This is a genomic window from Prochlorococcus marinus str. SB (assembly GCF_000760115.1).
GTDB classification, from domain to species: Bacteria; Cyanobacteriota; Cyanobacteriia; order PCC-6307; family Cyanobiaceae; genus Prochlorococcus_A; species Prochlorococcus_A marinus_D.
Window position 1 is genome coordinate 329895 of sequence record NZ_JNAS01000002.1, and the last position, 20988, is coordinate 350882.

The window sequence follows — 20988 nt, forward strand, 5'->3', positions numbered from 1 at the left end:
TTAATTAATAACTTCATTCCAAAGTGATAGTTAAAATAATTCAAATAAAAGATTTTTTTCCGCTAGTATGAATTTACATTTTCAATAAAGTTTTGGATCAACAGGATTTAAAATTATCAAAGAAACTTATTTCCTCATATAAAAAGAGATTGGAAAAAGAAATTCTTGACAGAAGTATGAAATTAAAGATGCCTCAAAATAAATTTGAAGAAATAATTAATAACAATAATGAACTTATAAATTTAAAAAAAGCGTTAGAAGATCTAGAAACGGAATCTGAATCTCATAGTAAAGTCTGATTTTTGAAAAACCCTTCCAAAAGTGCCTCAAACCAACAATTTCCTTTTTAAGTCCCTAAACAATCAACAACTTCAAGCAGTAAAACATGTTTATGGACCACTTTTAGTTGTAGCAGGTGCAGGTAGCGGAAAAACTAAGGCTCTTACTCACAGAATTGCAAACCTTATTGAGGGTAACTCTGTAGATCCCCATAACATTCTAGCTGTCACTTTCACTAACAAAGCTGCTAAAGAAATGAAAGCAAGATTAGAGGTTCTTCTAGCCCAAGAATTAGCTTTTAATCAATTTGGTCAGCCTTGGACAACTCTCAAAGAAATTGATCAAAATCAATTAAGAGCAAACGTTCACCAAAAGAGGCTTCAAAACCTTTGGATCGGTACTTTCCATTCCTTATTTTCAAGACTTCTGAGATACGATATTGAAAAATATGCTGATCCAGAAGGCCTAAGATGGACAAGACAATTTTCAATTTATGATGAAACAGATTCTCAAACATTAGTAAAAGAAATTATCAGTCAAGATATGAATCTTGACCCAAAAAGATTTGATCCCAAAAAGATTAAAAGATTAATAAGTAATGCTAAAAATCAATGCTTAACTTCTACTGATCTTTTAGAAAAAGCAGATAATAATTTTGATAAAACAGTTGCAGAAGCCTACAAGAGATATAGGATTTCGCTCTCAAAAAATAATTCTTTAGACTTTGATGATCTTCTGCTTTTGCCTGTTTTCTTATTGAGGCAAAATGATATAGTCAGAGATTACTGGCACAAAAGATTTAAACATATTTTAGTTGATGAATATCAAGATACAAATAGAACACAATATGAACTTATAAAATTAATTACGGCTGGGAATACTGAACCAAAAAAATTCTTCAATTGGGAAGATCGGTCTATTTTTGTAGTTGGGGATGCTGATCAAAGTATTTATAGTTTCAGAGCAGCTGACTTCAGAATTTTAATTGGTTTTCAAGAAGATTTTAAAACCTCAATCAACGACGATACAAAATCATCTTTAATTAAATTAGAAGAAAATTATAGGTCATCTTCCAATATCCTTGATGCTGCAAACTCACTAATAGAAAATAACTGTGAAAGAATTGACAAAGTTTTAAAGGCTACTAAAGAAAAAGGGGAACTTTTAACTTTACTCAGCTGTGATGATGAAATTTCCGAGGCAGAAGCAATTACCAATAAAATAAAATCACTCAATAATTATAATCAAAACCCAATTTGGAAAAATTTTGCGATTTTATATAGAACCAGGGCTCAGTCGAGAGTAATAGAAGAATCTCTTGTAAGGTGGCGCATTCCTTATACAATTTTTGGAGGATTGCGTTTTTATGATAGAAGAGAAATTAAAGATGCAATAGCATATTTGAAAGTTCTGGTTAATTCTTCAGATAACGTTAGTCTTTTACGCATCATAAATGTTCCTAGAAGAGGGATTGGTAAGACTACTATTCAAAAACTGAATGAACTATCTAATAGGTTAAATATCCCATTATGGGAGGTTCTTAATGATAAGCAAAGTCTTGAAGAAACAATAGGCCGATCATCAAAAGGAATTAATAAATTTACTGAAATTATGAATGATCTACTGTGTTACCTAGAAAATTCAGGCCCCGCTCAACTACTACAACTTGTATTAGAAAAAAGTGGTTATTTAAGTGACTTACTCTCAAGTGGGACTGAAGAATCTGAAGATAGAAGAAATAACTTACAAGAACTAATTAATGCAGCTACTCAATATGAAGAAGAAACAGAAAGTGGAGATGTAGAGGGATTTCTTTCTACAGCAGCCTTAACAACTGATAATGATACGAAGAAAAATAATCCTAACTCTGTAACTCTCATGACTCTACATAATAGTAAAGGTTTAGAATTTCAAAATGTTTTTATCACTGGGCTAGAACAAGGTCTCTTCCCTAGCCATAGATCAATAGATACTCCCTCACTTCTTGAAGAGGAAAGAAGATTATGCTATGTAGGTATTACTAGAGCTAAAGAAAGAGTTTTCTTAAGTCATGCCAGAGAAAGAAGATTATGGGGTGGCATGCGTGAAGCAACAATTCCTTCAATATTTCTTTCGGAAATACCTGAAGATTTAATGGATGGCGAATTACCACAAACTGGTGGTGCTTCAATTAGAAGAGATTGGCATCTTGATCGTTTAACTAGAGTTGATCGAAACAATCCAAATGAATTTGTTAACAAACCAATAAATGCAGTAAGGAAATTATATTCAGGTCCTAGTAAAGGGAAAAGCTGGATAGTTGGAGATATGCTGATTCACTCAAAGTTTGGGAAAGGTGAAATCATACATATTTTTGGGAGTGGGGAAAAAATATCTTTAGCAGTAAAATTTGGTGATAAAGGAAGTAAAATTCTAGATCCCAGATTAGCTCCAATTCGTTATGTAAGTTAAAACTCATGAACGATATCTCTGATTACATCCAAGGGGAATTAATCAAAACTCCATTTAATCTATATAACCTAATTGTTAAATACATAGAATCTAATAACGATACTAAAGTAGCTTTTGTTGGCGGTTATTTAAGAGATTTATTAATAAGTAAATTCCACAAAAAATCGTTTTCTAAACCTGTAGATATTGATCTTGTTATTGAAGGATCCTCTATTTCTCTAGCAAAATTTATAAAAAAAAATATTGTAAATGTAGATTTATGTTTAATCAAGGAATTTAATTTATACAACACTGTAGAAATAAATATTAATGACTACAAAATTGATATTGCTTCTGCAAGAAAAGAAATTTATTCTGCTCCAGGCTTAAATCCCACAGTAAATAAAAGTACTATTGAGGAGGATCTTAAGAGGAGAGATTTCACTATAAATTCAATAGCCTTCGAGGTCTCGACAAGGAAAATCTATGATCTTTATGGAGGAATTTCTGATATAAAAAGTAAAAGATTGAACTTACTTCACAGTAATAGCATTTCAGATGATCCAAGTAGATTAATTCGATGTGCAAAATATGCTTCAAGATTAGATTTCAATATTTCAAATAATTCCCTCAAACAATCTCAAGAAACAGTTAGAAAATGGCCATGGAAAAGTTCAGAAACTCATCAGAAAATGATTTACCCTCCTGCACTAGGCATACGAATAAGGATGGAACTAGCTGAAATATGCAAACAGGATAATTTGACTAATGTGATTTCGATAATTCATAAATGGGAAATTATCTCAATCCTAAATGAAAATATTAAAGTCGATAAAAGATTTTTAAGAGGACTAAATTGGATTAAGAAGTTAAAGGGAAATCATATACTTTACTTATTAAAAGATTCAGAAGATTTAGAAAAAGCATGTCAAAGATTTTTGGTAAATAATAGTGAGATAAAAATATTAGAAGATTATATAAATATCAAAAAGATATTTAATACCAACCCAAAAAACTTCAATCATTTTTCTCCATCAAGTTGGACAGAATTTATTGAGGACAGAAACCTTAATGATGAGACAGTCAAATTATTAATTTGTGATGGAGGACCATACTGGCGTAAATTGTTTAAGTGGTTATTTATTTACAAATTCATAAAATCAAAAAAAGATGGAGAAACATTAAAAAAAGAAGGATGGGATCCAGGGAAGGAGATGGGAAAGGAAATCAAAAGATTAAGATATTTGGAAATTGACAAATTAAATAGAAATTAATTACATTTTTACAACCTCTCCAACCTTGTACCATTTATCCTTTAGAACATTTTCATATTTACGATTGCAACTAATTAACAAAGGTCCACATGTTTGAGGATCTAATAGTAATGATATTTTCTCGTTAAAAGTCTCTTGATCTAATGAATTTTCGTTTAAAAAATTAATTATTCTTTTCTGCTTATTTACTTTATAAATTTTGTCAAAAATTTCTTTATTAGATTCAAAGAAAGTACTTTTAACGTCTTTTCTTATTAAATCAAATACTCCAGGATAAGCTTTAAATGCAAATAAATCTAATAAAACTTTTAGTGGCTCAAGATTATTGCTTTGCCTATATAAATTAGATGATTCAACCATTTCTTTAAGATGTCCAATAAATCCATATCCAGTAATGTCAGTCGCAGCATTGACTAATGATTCTTTAAATTGATTTTGAAAAAGATAAATTTCATCAATCAAATATTGCTGACTCTTTACTAAATTATTAATTACTTCAGAAGAACTACCTAGCATATTAATATTTTGCATTTGACCGGCAAAGTAAATCCCAACGCCCAGAGGTCTAGACATCATGAGAATATCTCCAATATTCATTCCAGATTTAAGCCATGGTTTTGCTCCATTTTTTAAAATACCTTGAACTGTTAAAGAAATATCCATTCCTAATGAATAAGGTTTATTTACAAAACTTCTTGCTTCGAAAGTATGGCCTCCAAGTAATTCACCTCCATGATCCTCAACTGTTGATTTAATACCTTGTAGTGATTGAGAAAAGAGGTAACTCTGAAATTCCCTTTCAACTTTTGGTAATGAAATTAAAGCCTGCGCGGATGAAAGTTTTGCTCCGCATGCCCACAAATCTGAGCAAGCATGCAAAGTAGTAATTTTTGCATTAAGCCAAGGATCACTTACCAAAGAAGGAAATCCATCTACACTTTGCAAGATAATGTCTTGACCATTTTGATATATCTCAACTGAATCTTCAGGTGATGAGGCAAAAGAATTTAAATTAGAATTTATTAATGATTTATTCAAAACTAACTGAGGAATTTTAGCTGCACATCCTCTGCAATCATTCAATGAAATATTTTTTTCATTACTCTTCATCATTAGCCTTTTTGTTCTGAACTTTTTAATAAAGTTGAGATCAATTTTATGCTTTAAAATCCAAAAAATAAAAGAAGGGCCGAAAACAAAATTGCGATAAATAGCAAAAGCCTTTGGATAATGGCTTGGAAATATATTTACTATTTGCAATCCGATCTTTTGCGGAAACCATTTATTTAATGATCTCCCTTCTATATCTTTTTTTAGATTTTGTACTAATATATTTACAACTTTTACTGCAAAAACTCCCGATGCCGGTCTTTTTGCTGAACCTACAACTGCGCAATCACCGACAGCAAAGATTCCAGAGAAACTTTTTATCTGTAAATTCTGATTTGTAATTATTCTGCCATAAGAATCCGAATCTAATAATTTTTTTTGTGCCCATAACGGAGATGTATTTCCAGTGCATAAAAGAATCTTGCCATAATCAAAATTAAGTTTTTCAACTAATTCAATATTGGAATTCCGTAAACTTTTTAGAATTGTATTATTAATTTTTCTTGAATCACATAATAGTTTTAAAGGTCTATCTCCCCATCTTTTTCGTAAAGCATATGATACTTCAATTGCAGCAAGGCCACTCCCAACAATTACAAATGGAAGTTCATTAAATGAATCAAAAATGTCCTCTTTTAGTATTGAATCATAAGAACTTAAAAAAGGTTTAATTGAAAAAGCATTTCGATTTTTAACGAGTGATTCAAATTCTTTTGGAATTATTGTTTGACTTCCATAATTAAGCACCAACTTCGAATAATTAATTGAAGGTCTATTACTTAAAACAATTTTCTTTAAATTGAAATCAATATCCTTTACTTCTTCTTCTATAAAAGAGACTTTTGCATTTTTTGCTAAAGATTTTATATCAATTAAACTCTCTTCTAGAGTGATTGATTTTGAAATCACCGATGGGTACATTGCAGAATAAACCAAATGAGAATCTCTAGATATAATTGAAACAGGAATTTCTGGCATTAATTTCGGAAACATTAACCATTTCTTCAATAAAGAAACATTTGAGTGTCCTCCTCCAATTAGTACCAGATGATTAAAAGTCATTTACACACAATGAATAAAGAACATTTATTACCAATTGAAAAATCAAGATTAGGAGTGCTTGGTGGAAGTGGATTTTATTCAATGGATCAAATAGAGTACTTAAGAGAACTAGAAATCAACACTCCCTATGGTAAACCTTCTGATTCAATTAAAGTATATAATCTTGGAAACCTAGAGATAGCATTCATTCCTAGACATGGCAGAACACATAGTTTAAATCCTTCTGAAATCCCTTACAAAGCTAATATTTGGGCTCTAAGATCAATAGGAGTAAGATGGATTATTGCTCCGTCAGCAGTTGGTTCATTACAAGAACAGATAAGGCCACTTGATATAGTCGTTCCAGATCAATTTATAGACCGGACAAAAAATAGACCTGCAACCTTCTTTAACGAGGGAGCTGTTGCTCACGTAACTATGGGAGATCCCTTCTGCACAAATTTATCACGTATATTAAGTGAAATCGGAGAAAAAAATATTCCTGGCGGTAGACAATTGCATAGAGGGGGTACCTATCTAGCAATGGAAGGTCCCGCGTTCTCAACTAGAGCAGAATCTAATTTATATAGGAGTTGGGGATGTTCAATAATTGGAATGACAAACCACACTGAAGCAAGATTAGCTAAAGAAGCTGAAATAGCTTACTCCTCCTTATCTATGGTTACTGATTATGATTGCTGGCATCAAACTCATCAAGAAGTTTCTGTTGAGATGGTTTTGGATAATCTTAGATCAAATACTGAAGTTGCTAATAAAATAATATTTGAAGTAGCTAAATTAATTGAAAAAGAAAGACCAAAAAGTAAGTCTCATTCTTCGTTAAAAGAAGGATTGATAACCCAAAAAGAAAATATCCCAAGCTCCACAAAAGAGAAACTAAGGATATTTACTGATTCTTATTAGGCTTATTTGATACTAGTGATTATCAGGTCAAGGTAAGGATTTGTTAGCCTCCAGCTCCAACGCCTTGGTATGAACCGTAGAAGAATATTCCTAAAACGAAGATAACTGCAATTCCACCTGCTGTAGCAACAAGCCATAGAGGAAGAGTTCCTTCAGTCCATCTTCTTTCCCATGCAACTGCTGGTCTACCGTCAGGAAGTCTATCTGGAATTCTTCCATCAGGTCCTTTTAATTTACTCATGATTTTAATTTAATTGAAAAAATAACTGGAAAATAAAATTCCCAATACAAAGACTGATAACAAGCCTAAATAAAGGCTTGTACGATTAAGTTCAACTGGAACTTTGTTAGGATTTTCGTTTACTTGCATGATAGTTAAATTTATCGGGCTACGAATTGCATTGCAGCAATAGAACCTAAAAAGAATACTGATGGAATAGCTAGAGCATGAACTGCTAGCCAACGGACAGTAAATATAGGATAAACGCGGACTTCGGCAGCCTGCATTGGAGCTTGAGAATTAGTCATTGTTATTTTGTTCTTAAATCTAGTTGAGATTTAGCTTCATATCTTTGTGTTACGACAGGTGCTTTAGATTCAGATGATTGGAAATAACTATCTGGACGAGGAGTTCCGAAAGCATCGTAGGCTAAGCCTGTATATACAAATAAGAAGCCTGCTATAAAGATAGCTGGTAATGTTACTGCATGAATAATCCAGTATCTAATACTGGTGATTATTTCAAAGAATGGGCGTTCACCCGTTGAACCTGCGGCCATAATCACAAATGTTTACCCTATGATCTTACAGTGTAAAATCATAAGATCGCGAAGAAATTAACAGGTTGGTTACAGACAGTTGCTAAATCTTTAAAAATTAATTTTTTTTTATTATTAATTCGAGTTATTTAAAGTTAGCTATTCCATTTAAGGATATAACCACGCTCACCAAGTACAAAACCTTTTTTATTGTCTAAAGCATCCTTATCAAGAAAAACTATTTTAATGTAGTTTGTTGGCAAATCAGAAGCAATGGGATCTTTATTCCAAGTTTTACCTTGATCTTTACTTACTATTAAAGTTCCATTACCCCCGCCTGCCCATATATCGCCATTTGGATCCCATCCCATGTCTAGATAATTGTATCCATTAAGAATTGGTATGATAGGTTTTGACCAATTTTCTAGATCATTAGAATCTTCATTAAATCTAATTTCTGCTCCTCTAGAAAGCATCCATAAGCTTCCTTCTGGATTAAAACCAATACTTTGAACTCTTTTGCTACTTGCTCTTTGATGAGCTATCCATGCATCACTATCATTTTCCAAAGTAGAAAAGAAATTACCTAGACTACTTACACTGACATAATCTCCTTTATTGGTTCTTCTTAAATCTCTTACACCTCCAGAACCAGATGCATCTACAACTTTTGCATTCCATGATTCACCACTATCTGATGTTTCATAAATAGCACCTGCAGTGGTAGCCAATTCTGCAATACCAGCATCGACAGTTGTGATTAGAAATGGTTGGCCTGGTAATTTGTTACCCAGAGATAAACGTGTCCAATTCTTTCCTGCGTCAAGTGTATGCATAACTAATGAAGGCTGACCTATTAACCATCCCTCTTCCCCTTTAAAATCTATATCTAGGAGACGAAAATTCTCTTCAGCAGAAATATCTAATGATCTTTTTTCCCATGTTTCACCACCATCTGTAGATTCCATAATCAATCTGTTTGAGCCTACTAGAAACCCACGTTTATCATCTATAAAATCAACATCTAAAGCATTAGCCTGGTCTTCAAACTGAATTGTTGTCCATGGGCTGCTTTCACTCATCTTGACACCAGTAGATGAACAACTGCTTAAAACAAAACAGAGAACTACAGATAAGAGAAGATTAGGAATAGTGGTAAAAAAATTTTTCATTTAATTATATTAATGCAAAGAGTACAAAGAAAGGAACATTGCAGCAGCAAATGCCAACCCTCCAAAAATCAATATATTTTTTTGTCCAGGAGGTAAACTATTAAATCCAAATCCATAAACTAAATTCTCTTCAAATCCACTAGGTTTTGCTCTAGAACCAATATCCTTATAAAAATTTTTACCAGCTCGACAAACAGGGCAGGCAAAAGTATTCCCATCCAGCTCTGAAAAAGGCGTATTTTTAGGTATGTTTAATTTTTTATTTCCTTCAGACGGATCATAAATGTATCCACAACTTCTACATTCAAATCTATTTTGTTCTAAATTAGGAATAGGTTGTTCAACATTTACTCCTATGGAGTTTTCAGAAAGGTTTTCTCTCTCAAAGTCTTTAACTATTTTGTTTTCCTCAGAGGCGGGTTGAATGTTGTCACTCACGGTTTATTATTATTCTTTAAGAACTTTAAAAGATTTTGCTTAATTAAGCGACTTTTATTCAAAATTAATTTTCAAGATGTTTTTATTAACTGGCTATGAATATTTTTTAGGTTTCCTTCTAATTGCCGCAGCAGTACCAATATTAGCTCTAGTTACTAATCTCATCGTTGCCCCAAAAGGAAGAACAGGGGAAAGAAAACTTACATATGAATCCGGAATGGAGCCTATAGGAGGAGCATGGATTCAATTTAATATTCGTTATTACATGTTTGCTTTAGTTTTCGTTATATTTGATGTTGAGACAGTATTCCTTTATCCTTGGGCTGTTGCATTCAATAGACTAGGCTTACTAGCTTTTATTGAGGCTTTGATTTTCATTGCCATACTTGTTATTGCTCTAGCATACGCATGGAGAAAAGGTGCTTTAGAATGGAGTTAAAAAATTGAAACCACAATTATCCCCAAAAGCAATAAGAGAAATCCGAGAAGGAACTTGTAATCCTCTTGGTGCGCCCCAAGTTACTACAGATTTAAGCGAAAATATTATATTGACAAGTTTAGACGATCTTCATAATTGGGCTAGGTTAAGCAGTCTATGGCCCCTCCTTTACGGAACAGCTTGTTGTTTTATAGAATTTGCCGCCTTAATCGGATCAAGATTTGATTTTGATAGATTTGGATTAGTACCTAGAAGCTCGCCACGGCAAGCAGATTTGATAATAGTTGCAGGAACAGTAACTATGAAGATGGCTCCAGCCCTAGTTAGACTTTATGAACAAATGCCTGAACCAAAATACGTTATTGCAATGGGTGCTTGCACAATCACAGGAGGGATGTTCAGTGCAGATTCTACAACTGCTGTAAGAGGTGTTGATAAATTGATTCCAGTTGATTTATACCTCCCAGGATGTCCACCGAGACCAGAAGCAATTTTTGATGCTGTAATTAAGTTAAGAAAAAAAGTTGGTAATGAATCAATTTTAGAGCGCACAAAAACAGAACAAACGCACAGATACATAACATCTGATCACGAAATGAATCTAGTTTTCTCAGAAAATACAGGTGAATATCTAAACAAAACTTCAGCTAACGTAATACCCCCCTCCAAAGAAGAAAAAATAACCGAATTACCGGAAAATACCGAAAAAACTGAAATTATTAATTCTGTAGAAGATTAATGGAAAAAGACGGTTTAGCCACATCCGCAGATACTTCAATAGAAAAAGAAGGGTTTATAAGCCAATCTTTGTCTAAAGATGGAATTCCAAATCAATCTTTATCTGATGATCACATAGGAATTGAAAACATTTCTGTGGAACCTAACAATTTATATGAAGCAGTATCTGCCTTGAGAAGTTATGGTTTCAACTATCTCCAATGTCAAGGAGGATATGATGAGGGGCCAGGTAAAAATCTTGTTAGTTTTTACCATTTTATAACTGTTGATGATTTACAAAAAATCGAAAAAATTAAAGAAGTCAGATTAAAAGTTTTCTTAAAACGAGATTCTGATTTATCAATCCCTAGTTTGTATAAAATTTTCAAAGGAAGTGATTGGCAAGAAAGAGAAACTTTTGACATGTATGGAATAAATTTCATTGATCATCCCAACCCCAAAAGACTATTAATGCCTGAAGATTGGAGAGGATGGCCATTACGAAAAGATTATATTCAGCCAGATTTCTATGAACTTCAAGATGCTTATTAATTTAATTTTTTTAATTTGCGGTAAATAAACATAACTGCTCTTGCTAGTCTTCTAGGATCATGTCTAAGGGTTGGAGTTATTCTTTTTGAATATAATGGTGCTTGCAAAACATAATAACCCTCAGATAATAATTTTTCTTTATTGCATTGGACAGGCTCTGCCCCTCTACTTTCGTAATAATCTACTAATGGAGACTTTTCAAATTGAATCTGAGATAAGATTGAGTTAAAAATTCGAGCATTAACTCCAAAATTTGATAGTTGTTTTTCTATTGCTTTGATATGTTCATAGACATCAAGCCCATCTGTTTCTCCAGGCTGAGTCATCAAATTACTTATATAAATTTTAGGAGCATTACTTTGCAATAAGGCATCCACAATCTCTGGTACTAATAGATTAGGCAATAAAGAGGTATATAGACTTCCTGGACCAAGAACAATTAAATCAGCTTCTTTTATAGATTCAAGAGCACTTGGAAGAGCTGAAGGATTTTCTGGTAGGTAACCAATCCTCGAAATTAATTTTTTAGATTTACTGATCTTGCTTTCACCAAAAATTTTTTCACCATCTTCTAATTCGGCCCATAACATAACATCAATATTTGTTGCCGGCAAAACTTGACCTTGTACCGCCAAAACCTTACTAGAGGCTTGAACTGCTTTTTCTAAACTGCCTGTAATTGTAGTTAAAGCTGACAAGAATAGATTTCCAAAACTATGGCCTTCCAGGCCACTACCCCCTGAAAATCTGTACTGGAACAATCTAGTTAAAGTAGGCTCTTCGTTTGATAAAGCTGCCAAACAATTTCTAATATCTCCTGGGGGTTGCACACCTAATTGTTTTCTGAGAATTCCACTACTTCCACCATCATCAGATACATTTACGATTGCTGTAATATTACTACTGTAATTTTTTAAGCCTTTAAGTAGAGTAGATAAGCCTGTACCGCCCCCAATTGCAACAATATTTGGGCCTCTGTTTAATTTACTTTTAACTCTTAATGCATCAACTAAAAATGTATCTTTTTCTGGTACAAGCGCTTTTTGAATAGAATTAATACTTCTATTTTGTCCAATCCCTATTAATAATATCCCAATTACAAAAATTAATGGGCCCATTAATGAAACAGGCAAAACACTAGTTAAAACATTGATTAACGAAAAAAAGATTTCAATAAGCCAATAAAGCGGTCTTAAATTTGTCCAAATTGACAGTCCTAATAATGAAGTAAGAAATCCTATTGCAGATGTAAGCATCCATCTTTTTATTACTAGTCCAGGCAAAAGCCAACTCAAAATTCTTGAAATTTTATTTAAGAGATGAAAATTATATTTTTTATGGTATTTGTACAACCTTCTAACTCTTTTTTTTCGCTTATTCATAAAAAACCTCTTTAAATTATTATCTTCAAATAAAAAATCAATTAAATTGATTATAAGTCAAATTCATACATCCTTTTTTTATTTCTAAAAATAGGCAATATTATAAATGAAGAAGGATTTTTCTCTATCTAGGTTTTGAAAAAATCTAATAATGCAGTTGAAACAAAAGACCTCTCGATTAGCTGGGGGGAAGTTAATGTGCTTAATAAAATAAATTTTGAACTTAATAATGGAGAGAAATTAGCTATTGTTGGTCCCTCAGGTTCTGGTAAATCAACTATATTAAAAATATTAGCAGGATTAATTTTACCCACCAAAGGAGAATTAAGAATATTTGGCGAGAAACAAACATATTTGAGAATAGATCAAGATAATCCTCCTGATGTTAGATTAGTTTTTCAAAACCCAGCTTTATTAGGATCTTTAACTGTTGAAGAAAATGTAGGTTTTCTCCTCAAGAGAAACAAAAAACTATCAAAAAAGTCAATACATGAAATCGTATGTGATTGTTTAGGAGAGGTTGGGTTATTTAATGTTGAGAATAAACTTCCAAATGAATTAAGTGGAGGCATGCAAAAAAGAGTGAGTTTTGCTAGAGCTTTAATTACTGATAAAACTCTTAATGCAAAAACTAAACCTCTTTTACTTTTTGATGAACCAACTGCAGGCCTAGATCCAATTGCCTCTTCAAGAATTGAAGATTTAATTAATAAAACAAATGATAAAGCTAGCGGATCATCTATTGTGGTTAGCCATGTTCTTAGTACTATAGAAAGGACTTCAGATAAAGTTTTAATGCTTTATGGGGGTAAATTTAGATGGGCAGGTTCAATTGATGAATTTAAAGAGAGTAATGATCCCTATGTATTTCAATTTCGGCATGGAAAACTCGATGGTCCAATGCAACCTAAAGACATTTAGATATTATGCGTAGAAGCTTACGAGATTCAATAGTTGGTTTTTCCCTTTTAGGGGGAATTTTAATTTTCACATTTTTTTCTTTTTGGCTAAGGGGAGTAAGATTATCTTCAAAAAATTGGTACCTTTTTGCAGAATTCAATAACGCAAGTGGTTTATCAAAAAAATCTCCAGTCACTTATAGAGGAATTTTAGTAGGATCGATAGAAGATATCTTGTTTACGAATCAATCAATAAAAGCAAAAATAGTTTTAAATAATCCTGAAATTATTCTTCCAAGACCAGCATTTGCAAGGATAGTTACAAATTCTTTCCTTGGAGGAGATGTTCAAATCGCTTTAGAAACTAGTGATAAGACAATTCCTACAAACATTGCAAAACCTATAGCCGAAAAATGCGATTCCAAGTTAATTATTTGTCAGGGAGATACTATCACAGGTAAACAACTATCAAGTCTCTCAAATATAACTAATAGAATTAGCCAACTTCTAAAAGAAACAAATCAAGAAAACTTAATTGAGAACGTCGTTAACTCAATGGACCAATTTGACAGAACACAAGAAAATCTTGATGAATTAATTTTATTATCAAAACAAGAACTACAAAGAGTTGAACCTCTAATAAAAGAAATGACAATTGCTGCCAATCATTTGAATAACATTTTGTCTACTATCGATGACAAAGAAACCCTTAATGACATTAAGTCGACAATTAATGCTGCTAGATCTATCTCAACCAAAATAGATGATATGAGTGATGATTTTGAAAAATTAACACAAGATGAAGAATTAACTAAATCTTTAAGAGATTTAACGATTGGACTTTCAAAATTCCTTAACGAAATTTATCCCTGAAAAATATTTAGAATTCGTTTATAGCATTTAAAGCCATAGCTGCGATTGCTTTATCTGTGGCTTTTGGCAGTTGGACATATTTCCCTTGAGCTGCCTCTGCTAATTCTTTACCAAATCCGCTTGCTATAAATTTTCTCTCTGTATCAATTACTAAGAGTTTTATCCCAAGCATGGGATATTTCGCAGCGATATCTAGAACCTCCTGTTTTAAATTGACATTTTCATTTTCATTATCTTTTCCCTCAACGTCATTTTGTCCTAGAGATAATCCTAAAGGAACATTTCCTCTGCCATCTGTAATCCCAACAACAATTACTTGACCTATATCTCCAGTAGAAAGAGCATTTTTTGCTACTTTGGCTGATTGTGTTAGTCCATGTGCCAAAGGTGATCCTCCACCACAAGGCATTGTTTCCAATCTTCTTTTTGCAGCAGTTATTGATCTCGTTGGAGGTAAAAGCACTTCGGCCTGATTACCTCTAAAAGGGATAAGAGCTACTTCATCTCTATTTTCATATGCCTCCGTTAAAAGTCTTATCACTGCACCTTTTGCACTTTGCATCCTATTTAAAGCCATAGAGCCACTAGCATCAACCAGAAAAATTACTAAAGCTCCCGCCTTTTTTTGAAGAAGCTTTGCCCTAAAATCATTTTCTTCAATAACTATTGATTTGTTAGGGTTCCTTAATCTCCTCGATTTTTGATAAGGAGCAGCAGCTCTGAGGGTAGCATCTACAGCAATTCTTTTTACTTTACCCCTTGGAATAATTGGTTTCACATATCTTCCTCTACTGTCACTAAATATGACTGATCTACTTCCGCTATTTCCTGCTTTAGCTTTAGCTGATGAAAAAAGCAATAAATCGGGATCAACCATACATGCCTCAGGGTCTAATATAAATTCTTCAGGTATTTCGGGAGTAGATTCATCTTCCCCATCAGAACTATCTTCTTCTTGGTCTTGCTCTTGATTATCATCATTTTCATTAGCCTCAGGTTCAGTGTCATCATTGTTTGATTGAGGTGGGGGTGGGGGGCTCTGATCCTCTGGAGGGGGTGGTTGAATATCATCATCGTCTGGAGGTAATTGCATTGCTCGAGGAAGAATAACTAACCTTACCGCGACTTTTAAGTCTTCAGAATTTACATTTTCATCGCCTCGAAGAGCTGCATTAGCCTTTGCCACTTTTACTGCAAACAATTCTGACCTATGTCCTTCTACTCCTCCCCTGAGAGCTTCATTCACTAAATAGATTATTTGCTCTTTTGTTATCTTGACATCCTTTAACCATTGCCTTGCCAAAATTAATTGAGTAGATAAATTATCAGATTCTTCCGACCATTTTTCTGAAAATTTAATATTATTTTCTGCGTGTGATAAAACAGATTTTGTAATCTCAACTCTTTGAGCATTATCAATAGATTGATCTGCGGAAAGCACAATAGCAAAACGATCTAAAACATGATCTCTTAAAGCACCTTCTTCAGGATTATAAGTTGCTATTAAAAGTGACTTACAAGGATGAGAAAGGCTTAAACCATCTCTTTCAATATTATTTTTCTCTCTTCCTGTAGCTTCAAGAATTAAATTTACGATACCATCATCCAATAAATTTATATCATCTACATAAAGAACACCTCTATGAGCCTCTGCCAAAATTCCAGGCTGAAAAACTTGTTCCCCTGTACTTAATGAGGCAGCGACATCAATTGATCCGACAAGTCTGTCTTCAGTTATGCCAATAGGGACTTGAATAAATGGAGCCTCTCTTACTTTTTTTGGAATTTCTTCAATTTGATTCAAAAAATCACTTCCAATTAACTCCTCTAACAATTTATTAGTACTAATATCCCATTCCGCTGGTTTATCTGGATCTAGGTTCCTACCAATAGGTCTTAATGAAGTATTACTATTTCTCTTGGATAGTGTTTCCAGGATTGATTCATTATCTAATACCTCTATAGGAGGGAGTAAAGTATGCAAACCCCTTGCTAATACTGACTTTCCAGTACCTCTTCCGCCAGCGATAATCACTCCTCCTAAACTAGGGTCAACTGCTGCCAAAAGCAATGATAATTTCAATAAGCTATGACCCGTAATTGCCGCCAAAGGAAAAGCTCTAAAAGAATCCTTTGAGTTCATTAAATCTTTTATTTCTCCTTTTTCTTTTAACTCGGGGTTCAAAATCACTTTAAAAATGCCTGATATAGAATTTATCCAATAACTTTGTTTTTTGTAGTGGAATTATCAAATCTTAATATCAAAAATGGACTATGTATATCCCTCGGAGCAAATATTGATAGTAAATTCGGAAGCCCTCTTGAGTCACTATTAATTTGCAAACCAAAAATAGAAGAAATAATTAATGAGTGGGGAGATAGTTTCAACAAAAAAAAAGAAGAGAAAAGCAAATTTCAGGCAACCTTTTTTTGGTCTTCAATTTATGAGACATTACCCCATGGTGTTGAAAATGAGCAGCCAAATTATTTAAATACTCTCTTACTTATAAAAAGTAATTCTTTTCCTAAACCATCAATTAAAAACGCGAAATTACTTTTAAAAAAGTTAAAAAAGTTAGAGAGTTTTTTCGGACGAGAAGAGACGCCAAAGGGTAAGAAATGGCTATCAAGATGTCTTGATTTAGATATTCTGTGGTGGGAAGATTTTCATACGGTTGACGAGGAATTAACATTACCTCACCCTAGATTCATGAATCGGAATTTCGTTATTACACCACTATCTGAAATCTTAAGTAAAAGCCAAAAAATCACAAAGTGTGATGTCCCAAAATGGTCTATATAAATGATTTACAAAACCAAAAAATAACTGTTAGGCTATTTTTATTTAAAAATTATGGGCAACAAAAACCTTATAAAAAGATCCATATTTAAAGAAAAAATATCTGAGTTAAAGTCAAAAAAATTTAGTTTCGAAATAAATAGAATTGAGCTTCCAAATGGACATGAAGGTGAATATGGATACATTAAGCATCCTGGGGCAGCATTAGCCGTACCTATTACAACAGACAATAAAGTTATCATTCTTCGGCAATATAGATTTGCTGTTTCAAGATATTTATTAGAATTTCCAGCAGGTACATTAGAAATAGGTGAAACACCTATTAATTCAATTCAAAGGGAAATACAAGAAGAGACTGGATTCAGTGCAAACAAATGGGATGAACTAGGAACTCTTGTCCCTGCTCCAGGTTATGCAGATGAAGAAATTTATTTATTTTTAGCTCGTGATTTAGACAAACTCACTTCCGAGGTTAAAGGAGATTTAGATGAAGATATAGAAGTATTAATTTTAGATCCCGAAGAACTAGATAATCTTATTTCTAGTGGGGATGAAATTCTTGACGCAAAAACCGTGACGGCTTGGTTTAGAGCTAAACAATTTTTAGATAAATTATGAATAAACCTAGAATACTTTTTTGGCATAGAAAGGATTTAAGAATATTTGATAATCAAGCTTTAATCAAAGCATTTTCATTATCAAATGCTATTACTTCAACTTATATATTTGATACAAATTACTCACACGATTTCAATGCGAGTTCAAGAGCTTGGTTTCTAGCAAATTCGCTTCAAGAATTAGGAAATAATTGGAAAAAAATGGGTAGTAGATTAGTTATGGAAGAAGGAGATCCGTTATTAATAATTCCTCAATTAGCAAAGAAAATAGATGCTAAATTTGTTTTTTGGAATAGATCAATTGAACCTTATGAGATTAATCGCGATTTACAAATAAAAAAAAATTTAAAAGAACAAAATATTAAAGTTATTGAAACTTGGGATCACTTATTAGTAGAACCTTTAAAAATATTTTCAGGGAATAAAAATCCTTATTCAGTTTATGGACCTTTTTATAAAAACCTTAAATCAAAAATGAATTTATTAGGTTTATATGACCAAGATAAAGTTGTTTTCCAGTTTAAAGATATAGATAATAAATTTAAGGAAAATAAGACAATAAATTCATCTGATTCTGTTCTAGATAAATTTCTCAAAAATATCAAATTTCCTGGTTCGAATATTTGTCCATGTAGACCTGGAGAGAATGCTGCAGAAACATTATTAGAAAGCTTCATTAACGAAAAAATATATTCTTATAATTCTGCAAGAGATTTTCCTTCCCATGATGGGACATCATTTCTAAGTGCATCTCTCAGATTCGGCACCATCAGCATTAGAAAAGTGTGGAACGCAACATTAAATTTAAACTCAGATTTTGCAAATCAAGGAAATTACCTATCAATTGAAACTTGGCAAAAAGAACTTGTTTGGCGTGAATTTTATCAACATTGCTTATTCCATTTCCCAGAACTAGAGAAAGGTCCATATAGAAAAAAATGGGATCACTTTCCATGGCAAAACAATAATGAATGGTTTCAGCATTGGAGCAACGGAGAGACCGGAGTACCTATAGTTGATGCTGCAATGCGTCAACTAAATAGTACTGGCTGGATGCATAACAGATGTCGTATGATAGTGGCTTCATTTCTGGTAAAAGATCTTATATGCAATTGGCAAATGGGCGAGAAAAAATTTATGGAGACTTTGGTTGATGGAGACTTAGCTGCAAATAATGGGGGATGGCAGTGGAGCGCCAGTAGCGGTATGGATCCAAAACCACTTAGAATTTTTAATCCATATACCCAAGCAAAAAAATTTGATCCTATTTGCGAATATATAAAATATTGGATTCCTGAATTATCTAAAGTGTCAAATGCAGAATTATTAAATGGGGAGATATCTAATTTAGAAAAAAATAATTATTCAAGTCCTATCGTCAATCACAACATACAACAAAGATTATTTAAATCACTTTATGCTGAAATTTGAATTTCTTCTATACAATTCTTTAAAACTTTATTTAAATTTTCTGCTACATAAACTTGCTCTTCATAAGAAATTTCAGGAAACATTGGAAGACTAAGAACTTCTGTACAAATTCTTTCGGTGTTAATGAGTTTTGTTCTAGAAAATTTTTTATTTTTGTAAGCTATTTGCGCGTGTATTGGAATTGGATAATAAATTATTGAATTAATACCTTTTTCAAAAAGTTGTTGTTTTACCAAATTCCTTAAGGAATAGTATTTTTTGCAATCAGTATCAAATAAATTTGAAAAATCTTGATTTAAAAAATATTTATCGTTTCTTAATTTGATGACAAATTGATTCCAAGAATGAGAAATTGAATCAGAGCTAATTTTTGGAAAACTAATAAATGGATTTTTTTCTAATAAATCAAGGTAATTATTAGCAATTTTTTGGCGATTATTAATCCACTTAGAAATATATTTAACTTTAATGTTTAATATGGCAGCCTGAATGGTATCAAGTCTGCTGTTATATCCAATTTGGGTATGATGATATCTTATTGGGCTACCATGAACAGCCAGTTCTCTAATTTTTTTTGCAATCTTCTGATCAGAAGTCGTTACTGCTCCACCATCTCCAGCAGCTCCTAAATTTTTAGTAGGGAAAAAGCTAAAACAGCCTATATCACCAATACTACCAACTTTGGAATTTTCCCACATTGTGCATGTTGCCTGAGCACAATCTTCGATTACTTTTAAGTCATATTTCTTGGCCAAAGATTTTATTAAGGTCATATTCACTGCATTACCAAATAGATGCACTGGCATAATTGCCTTGGTATTAGAATTTATTTCTTGTTCTATTAGTTCAGTATTAATGAGATAAGTTTCTGGATCTATATCTACCAAAACAGGATTAGCACCAACTGCACTAATAGCCTCTGCAGTTGCAAAAAAGCTAAAAGATGAGGTAATAACTTCATCACCCACACCAATATCTAATGCGCGCAAAGCTAATACTAAAGCATCAGTTCCGCTATTACATCCAATAGTATTTTCAACACCAATTAAATTTGAAAAACTCTCCTCAAATTTGGCAATTTCTTGTCCTCCAATATACTGGCCCCCTTTTAAAACTTTAGAAACCTCACTCTCAATTTCTGAGCCAATTTCGTGGTATTGCCTATTTAAAGTAAATGGAGGTATCTGCATAGTAAATATATTAACCCTAAACCATATTTCTATGGGTAAAAAAAATTTTTAATTCATTTAAACCAACTTGGTTCTTTACCAGGAGTCCATTTTATATTGCAACCTAAAGAAGGCATCTGATTTGAAGGATAAGAATTATCTTGATTCAAATCTTTTACAGCAGAGCGCAAATCTTTTCCAGATAGAGGGATATTATTACCTGGTCTACTATCGTCTAATTGGCCATGATAATACAATAAAAAATCACCATCTCCTTCATTTGAAAAAAGATAAAAATCTGGAGTACAAGCCGCTTTTAATTTCTTAGCAAAATTTTGATTTTCATCATATAGATAAGGAAAACTCCATCCCTGTGTTTGTGCTTGTAATCTCAAATTTTTAGGAGAATCTGAAGGATGAGTGACAATATCATTACTAGAAATTGCAACTGTTTGAACTGTATTTTCAATTTCTTTACTTAAGATGAAAATTTGATTCTCAATATATTTAACAAATGGGCAATGGGCACAAATAAACATTAAAAGTAAATGCCGATTATCTAGATTATGTGAATTAAAATATTCATTTTTTGAAGAATTAGCATTTAACATTTCGAAATTCGGTAATTGAAAACCTAATTCCAAAACCATAGAATTTGTTCTTACCATGTTCAAGTTAAAAAT

At 32.5% G+C, this 20988-nt stretch carries 23 protein-coding genes; 12 read left to right on the forward strand and 11 right to left on the reverse strand.

Going from position 1 to position 20988, the window contains the following annotated elements; genetic code table 11:
• Positions 1–92: 92 nt before the first annotated feature.
• The 3 genes from EV02_RS0108760 to EV02_RS04435 are packed head-to-tail and all read left to right on the forward strand — an operon-like array spanning position 93 to position 3983.
• Positions 93–299 carry a hypothetical protein gene (locus EV02_RS0108760; RefSeq protein WP_025955192.1) on the forward strand — a complete coding sequence of 69 codons (207 nt, stop codon included), beginning with the start codon at positions 93–95 and terminating at the stop codon, positions 297–299.
• A gap of 22 nt (positions 300–321) precedes the next feature.
• Positions 322–2730: a UvrD-helicase domain-containing protein gene (locus EV02_RS04440; protein ID WP_032519607.1), complete on the forward strand. Its 2409-nt coding sequence runs from the start codon at positions 322–324 to the stop codon at positions 2728–2730.
• A 5-nt stretch (positions 2731–2735) separates the two neighbouring features.
• Positions 2736–3983 (forward strand): CCA tRNA nucleotidyltransferase, encoded by a 1248-nt coding sequence (locus EV02_RS04435; RefSeq protein WP_032519608.1) that lies wholly within the window; start codon positions 2736–2738, stop codon positions 3981–3983.
• Here the strand turns inward: EV02_RS04435 and selD are convergent, their stop codons facing one another.
• Complete coding sequence (gene selD / locus EV02_RS04430) at positions 3984–6155, reverse strand: selenide, water dikinase SelD (protein ID WP_032519609.1); 2172 nt, start codon at positions 6153–6155, stop codon at positions 3984–3986. It lies immediately after the preceding gene.
• Between the two features lie 9 nt (positions 6156–6164).
• Between selD and mtnP the strand changes: the two genes are divergently transcribed.
• Positions 6165–7058 carry an S-methyl-5'-thioadenosine phosphorylase gene (gene mtnP / locus EV02_RS04425; RefSeq protein ID WP_032519610.1) on the forward strand — a complete coding sequence of 298 codons (894 nt, stop codon included), beginning with the start codon at positions 6165–6167 and terminating at the stop codon, positions 7056–7058.
• A 43-nt stretch (positions 7059–7101) separates the two neighbouring features.
• Here the strand turns inward: mtnP and EV02_RS04420 are convergent, their stop codons facing one another.
• The 6 genes from EV02_RS04420 to EV02_RS04400 form a co-directional block, all read right to left on the reverse strand.
• Positions 7102–7299: a photosystem II reaction center protein J gene (locus EV02_RS04420; RefSeq protein WP_011375864.1), complete on the reverse strand. Its 198-nt coding sequence runs from the start codon at positions 7297–7299 to the stop codon at positions 7102–7104.
• 9 nt (positions 7300–7308) lie between these two features.
• A complete protein-coding gene (locus tag EV02_RS09195) occupies positions 7309–7428 on the reverse strand; it encodes a photosystem II reaction center protein L (RefSeq protein ID WP_002806119.1) in 120 nt (39 codons plus the stop codon).
• An 11-nt stretch (positions 7429–7439) separates the two neighbouring features.
• The gene (gene psbF / locus EV02_RS04415) at positions 7440–7586 is read right to left on the reverse strand and encodes a cytochrome b559 subunit beta (protein ID WP_011375863.1); all 147 of its coding nucleotides are present in this window, start codon (positions 7584–7586) and stop codon (positions 7440–7442) included.
• Positions 7587–7588: 2 nt separating this feature from the next.
• Positions 7589–7837 carry a cytochrome b559 subunit alpha gene (gene psbE, locus EV02_RS04410; RefSeq protein WP_002806020.1) on the reverse strand — a complete coding sequence of 83 codons (249 nt, stop codon included), beginning with the start codon at positions 7835–7837 and terminating at the stop codon, positions 7589–7591.
• A gap of 134 nt (positions 7838–7971) precedes the next feature.
• A complete protein-coding gene (locus tag EV02_RS04405; protein ID WP_032519611.1) occupies positions 7972–8988 on the reverse strand; it encodes a photosynthesis system II assembly factor Ycf48 in 1017 nt (338 codons plus the stop codon).
• 9 nt (positions 8989–8997) lie between these two features.
• Complete coding sequence (locus EV02_RS04400) at positions 8998–9426, reverse strand: rubredoxin (RefSeq protein ID WP_032519612.1); 429 nt, start codon at positions 9424–9426, stop codon at positions 8998–9000.
• Between the two features lie 76 nt (positions 9427–9502).
• Here EV02_RS04400 and EV02_RS04395 point away from each other — a divergent pair, with 76 nt between their 5' ends.
• From EV02_RS04395 to EV02_RS04385, 3 genes are read left to right on the forward strand one after another with little or no spacing between them, the layout of a single operon-like run.
• Entirely contained in the window at positions 9503–9865 is a 363-nt protein-coding gene (locus tag EV02_RS04395) for an NAD(P)H-quinone oxidoreductase subunit 3 (protein WP_011375859.1), read from the forward strand.
• A 4-nt stretch (positions 9866–9869) separates the two neighbouring features.
• Complete coding sequence (locus EV02_RS04390; protein ID WP_032519613.1) at positions 9870–10604, forward strand: NADH dehydrogenase subunit K; 735 nt, start codon at positions 9870–9872, stop codon at positions 10602–10604.
• Positions 10604–11134 (forward strand): NAD(P)H-quinone oxidoreductase subunit J, encoded by a 531-nt coding sequence (locus EV02_RS04385; RefSeq protein ID WP_032519614.1) that lies wholly within the window; start codon positions 10604–10606, stop codon positions 11132–11134. The genes EV02_RS04390 and EV02_RS04385 overlap by 1 nt, the downstream gene beginning before the upstream one ends.
• On the opposite strand, the gene EV02_RS04380 is transcribed toward EV02_RS04385, so the two are convergent.
• Positions 11131–12516: a gluconeogenesis factor YvcK family protein gene (locus EV02_RS04380; RefSeq protein ID WP_032519615.1), complete on the reverse strand. Its 1386-nt coding sequence runs from the start codon at positions 12514–12516 to the stop codon at positions 11131–11133. The two genes, EV02_RS04385 and EV02_RS04380, sit on opposite strands and share 4 nt — an antisense overlap.
• Before the next feature lie 135 nt (positions 12517–12651).
• On the opposite strand from EV02_RS04380, the gene EV02_RS04375 reads away from it, so the two are divergent.
• Positions 12652–13437 (forward strand): ABC transporter ATP-binding protein, encoded by a 786-nt coding sequence (locus EV02_RS04375; RefSeq protein WP_193742625.1) that lies wholly within the window; start codon positions 12652–12654, stop codon positions 13435–13437.
• A 5-nt stretch (positions 13438–13442) separates the two neighbouring features.
• A complete protein-coding gene (locus tag EV02_RS04370) occupies positions 13443–14288 on the forward strand; it encodes an MlaD family protein (RefSeq protein ID WP_032519616.1) in 846 nt (281 codons plus the stop codon).
• Between the two features lie 7 nt (positions 14289–14295).
• Here EV02_RS04370 and bchD read toward each other — a convergent pair whose 3' ends face one another.
• Positions 14296–16479 (reverse strand): magnesium chelatase ATPase subunit D, encoded by a 2184-nt coding sequence (bchD, locus tag EV02_RS04365; RefSeq protein ID WP_032519617.1) that lies wholly within the window; start codon positions 16477–16479, stop codon positions 14296–14298.
• A gap of 48 nt (positions 16480–16527) precedes the next feature.
• On the opposite strand from bchD, the gene folK reads away from it, so the two are divergent.
• From folK to EV02_RS04350, 3 genes are read left to right on the forward strand one after another with little or no spacing between them, the layout of a single operon-like run.
• Positions 16528–17091: a 2-amino-4-hydroxy-6-hydroxymethyldihydropteridine diphosphokinase gene (gene folK, locus EV02_RS04360; RefSeq protein ID WP_032519618.1), complete on the forward strand. Its 564-nt coding sequence runs from the start codon at positions 16528–16530 to the stop codon at positions 17089–17091.
• Between the two features lie 51 nt (positions 17092–17142).
• Positions 17143–17706, forward strand: coding sequence for an NUDIX hydrolase (locus tag EV02_RS04355; RefSeq protein ID WP_032519619.1), 564 nt, complete (start codon positions 17143–17145; stop codon positions 17704–17706).
• Positions 17703–19136 carry a cryptochrome/photolyase family protein gene (locus EV02_RS04350; RefSeq protein WP_032519620.1) on the forward strand — a complete coding sequence of 478 codons (1434 nt, stop codon included), beginning with the start codon at positions 17703–17705 and terminating at the stop codon, positions 19134–19136. The genes EV02_RS04355 and EV02_RS04350 overlap by 4 nt, the downstream gene beginning before the upstream one ends.
• On the opposite strand, the gene EV02_RS04345 is transcribed toward EV02_RS04350, so the two are convergent.
• Positions 19121–20326 carry a DegT/DnrJ/EryC1/StrS family aminotransferase gene (locus EV02_RS04345; protein WP_032519621.1) on the reverse strand — a complete coding sequence of 402 codons (1206 nt, stop codon included), beginning with the start codon at positions 20324–20326 and terminating at the stop codon, positions 19121–19123. The genes EV02_RS04350 and EV02_RS04345 overlap by 16 nt on opposite strands.
• 53 nt (positions 20327–20379) lie before the next feature.
• Positions 20380–20973, reverse strand: coding sequence for a thioredoxin family protein (locus EV02_RS04340; RefSeq protein WP_032519622.1), 594 nt, complete (start codon positions 20971–20973; stop codon positions 20380–20382).
• Positions 20974–20988: the final 15 nt, after the last annotated feature.

Coding starts and splice junctions, on each gene's coding strand:
- EV02_RS04435 (WP_032519608.1), top strand. CDS start 2,736: ATGAACGATATCTCTGATTACATCCAAGGGGAATTAATCAAAACTCCA.
- selD (WP_032519609.1), bottom strand. CDS start 6,155: ATGACTTTTAATCATCTGGTACTAATTGGAGGAGGACACTCAAATGTT.
- mtnP (WP_032519610.1), top strand. CDS start 6,165: ATGAATAAAGAACATTTATTACCAATTGAAAAATCAAGATTAGGAGTG.
- EV02_RS04420 (WP_011375864.1), bottom strand. CDS start 7,299: ATGAGTAAATTAAAAGGACCTGATGGAAGAATTCCAGATAGACTTCCT.
- EV02_RS09195 (WP_002806119.1), bottom strand. CDS start 7,428: ATGCAAGTAAACGAAAATCCTAACAAAGTTCCAGTTGAACTTAATCGT.
- psbF (WP_011375863.1), bottom strand. CDS start 7,586: ATGACTAATTCTCAAGCTCCAATGCAGGCTGCCGAAGTCCGCGTTTAT.
- psbE (WP_002806020.1), bottom strand. CDS start 7,837: ATGGCCGCAGGTTCAACGGGTGAACGCCCATTCTTTGAAATAATCACC.
- EV02_RS04405 (WP_032519611.1), bottom strand. CDS start 8,988: ATGAAAAATTTTTTTACCACTATTCCTAATCTTCTCTTATCTGTAGTT.
- EV02_RS04395 (WP_011375859.1), top strand. CDS start 9,503: ATGTTTTTATTAACTGGCTATGAATATTTTTTAGGTTTCCTTCTAATT.
- EV02_RS04385 (WP_032519614.1), top strand. CDS start 10,604: ATGGAAAAAGACGGTTTAGCCACATCCGCAGATACTTCAATAGAAAAA.
- EV02_RS04380 (WP_032519615.1), bottom strand. CDS start 12,516: ATGAATAAGCGAAAAAAAAGAGTTAGAAGGTTGTACAAATACCATAAA.
- EV02_RS04370 (WP_032519616.1), top strand. CDS start 13,443: ATGCGTAGAAGCTTACGAGATTCAATAGTTGGTTTTTCCCTTTTAGGG.
- EV02_RS04355 (WP_032519619.1), top strand. CDS start 17,143: ATGGGCAACAAAAACCTTATAAAAAGATCCATATTTAAAGAAAAAATA.
- EV02_RS04350 (WP_032519620.1), top strand. CDS start 17,703: ATGAATAAACCTAGAATACTTTTTTGGCATAGAAAGGATTTAAGAATA.
- EV02_RS04345 (WP_032519621.1), bottom strand. CDS start 20,326: ATGCAGATACCTCCATTTACTTTAAATAGGCAATACCACGAAATTGGC.
- EV02_RS04340 (WP_032519622.1), bottom strand. CDS start 20,973: ATGGTAAGAACAAATTCTATGGTTTTGGAATTAGGTTTTCAATTACCG.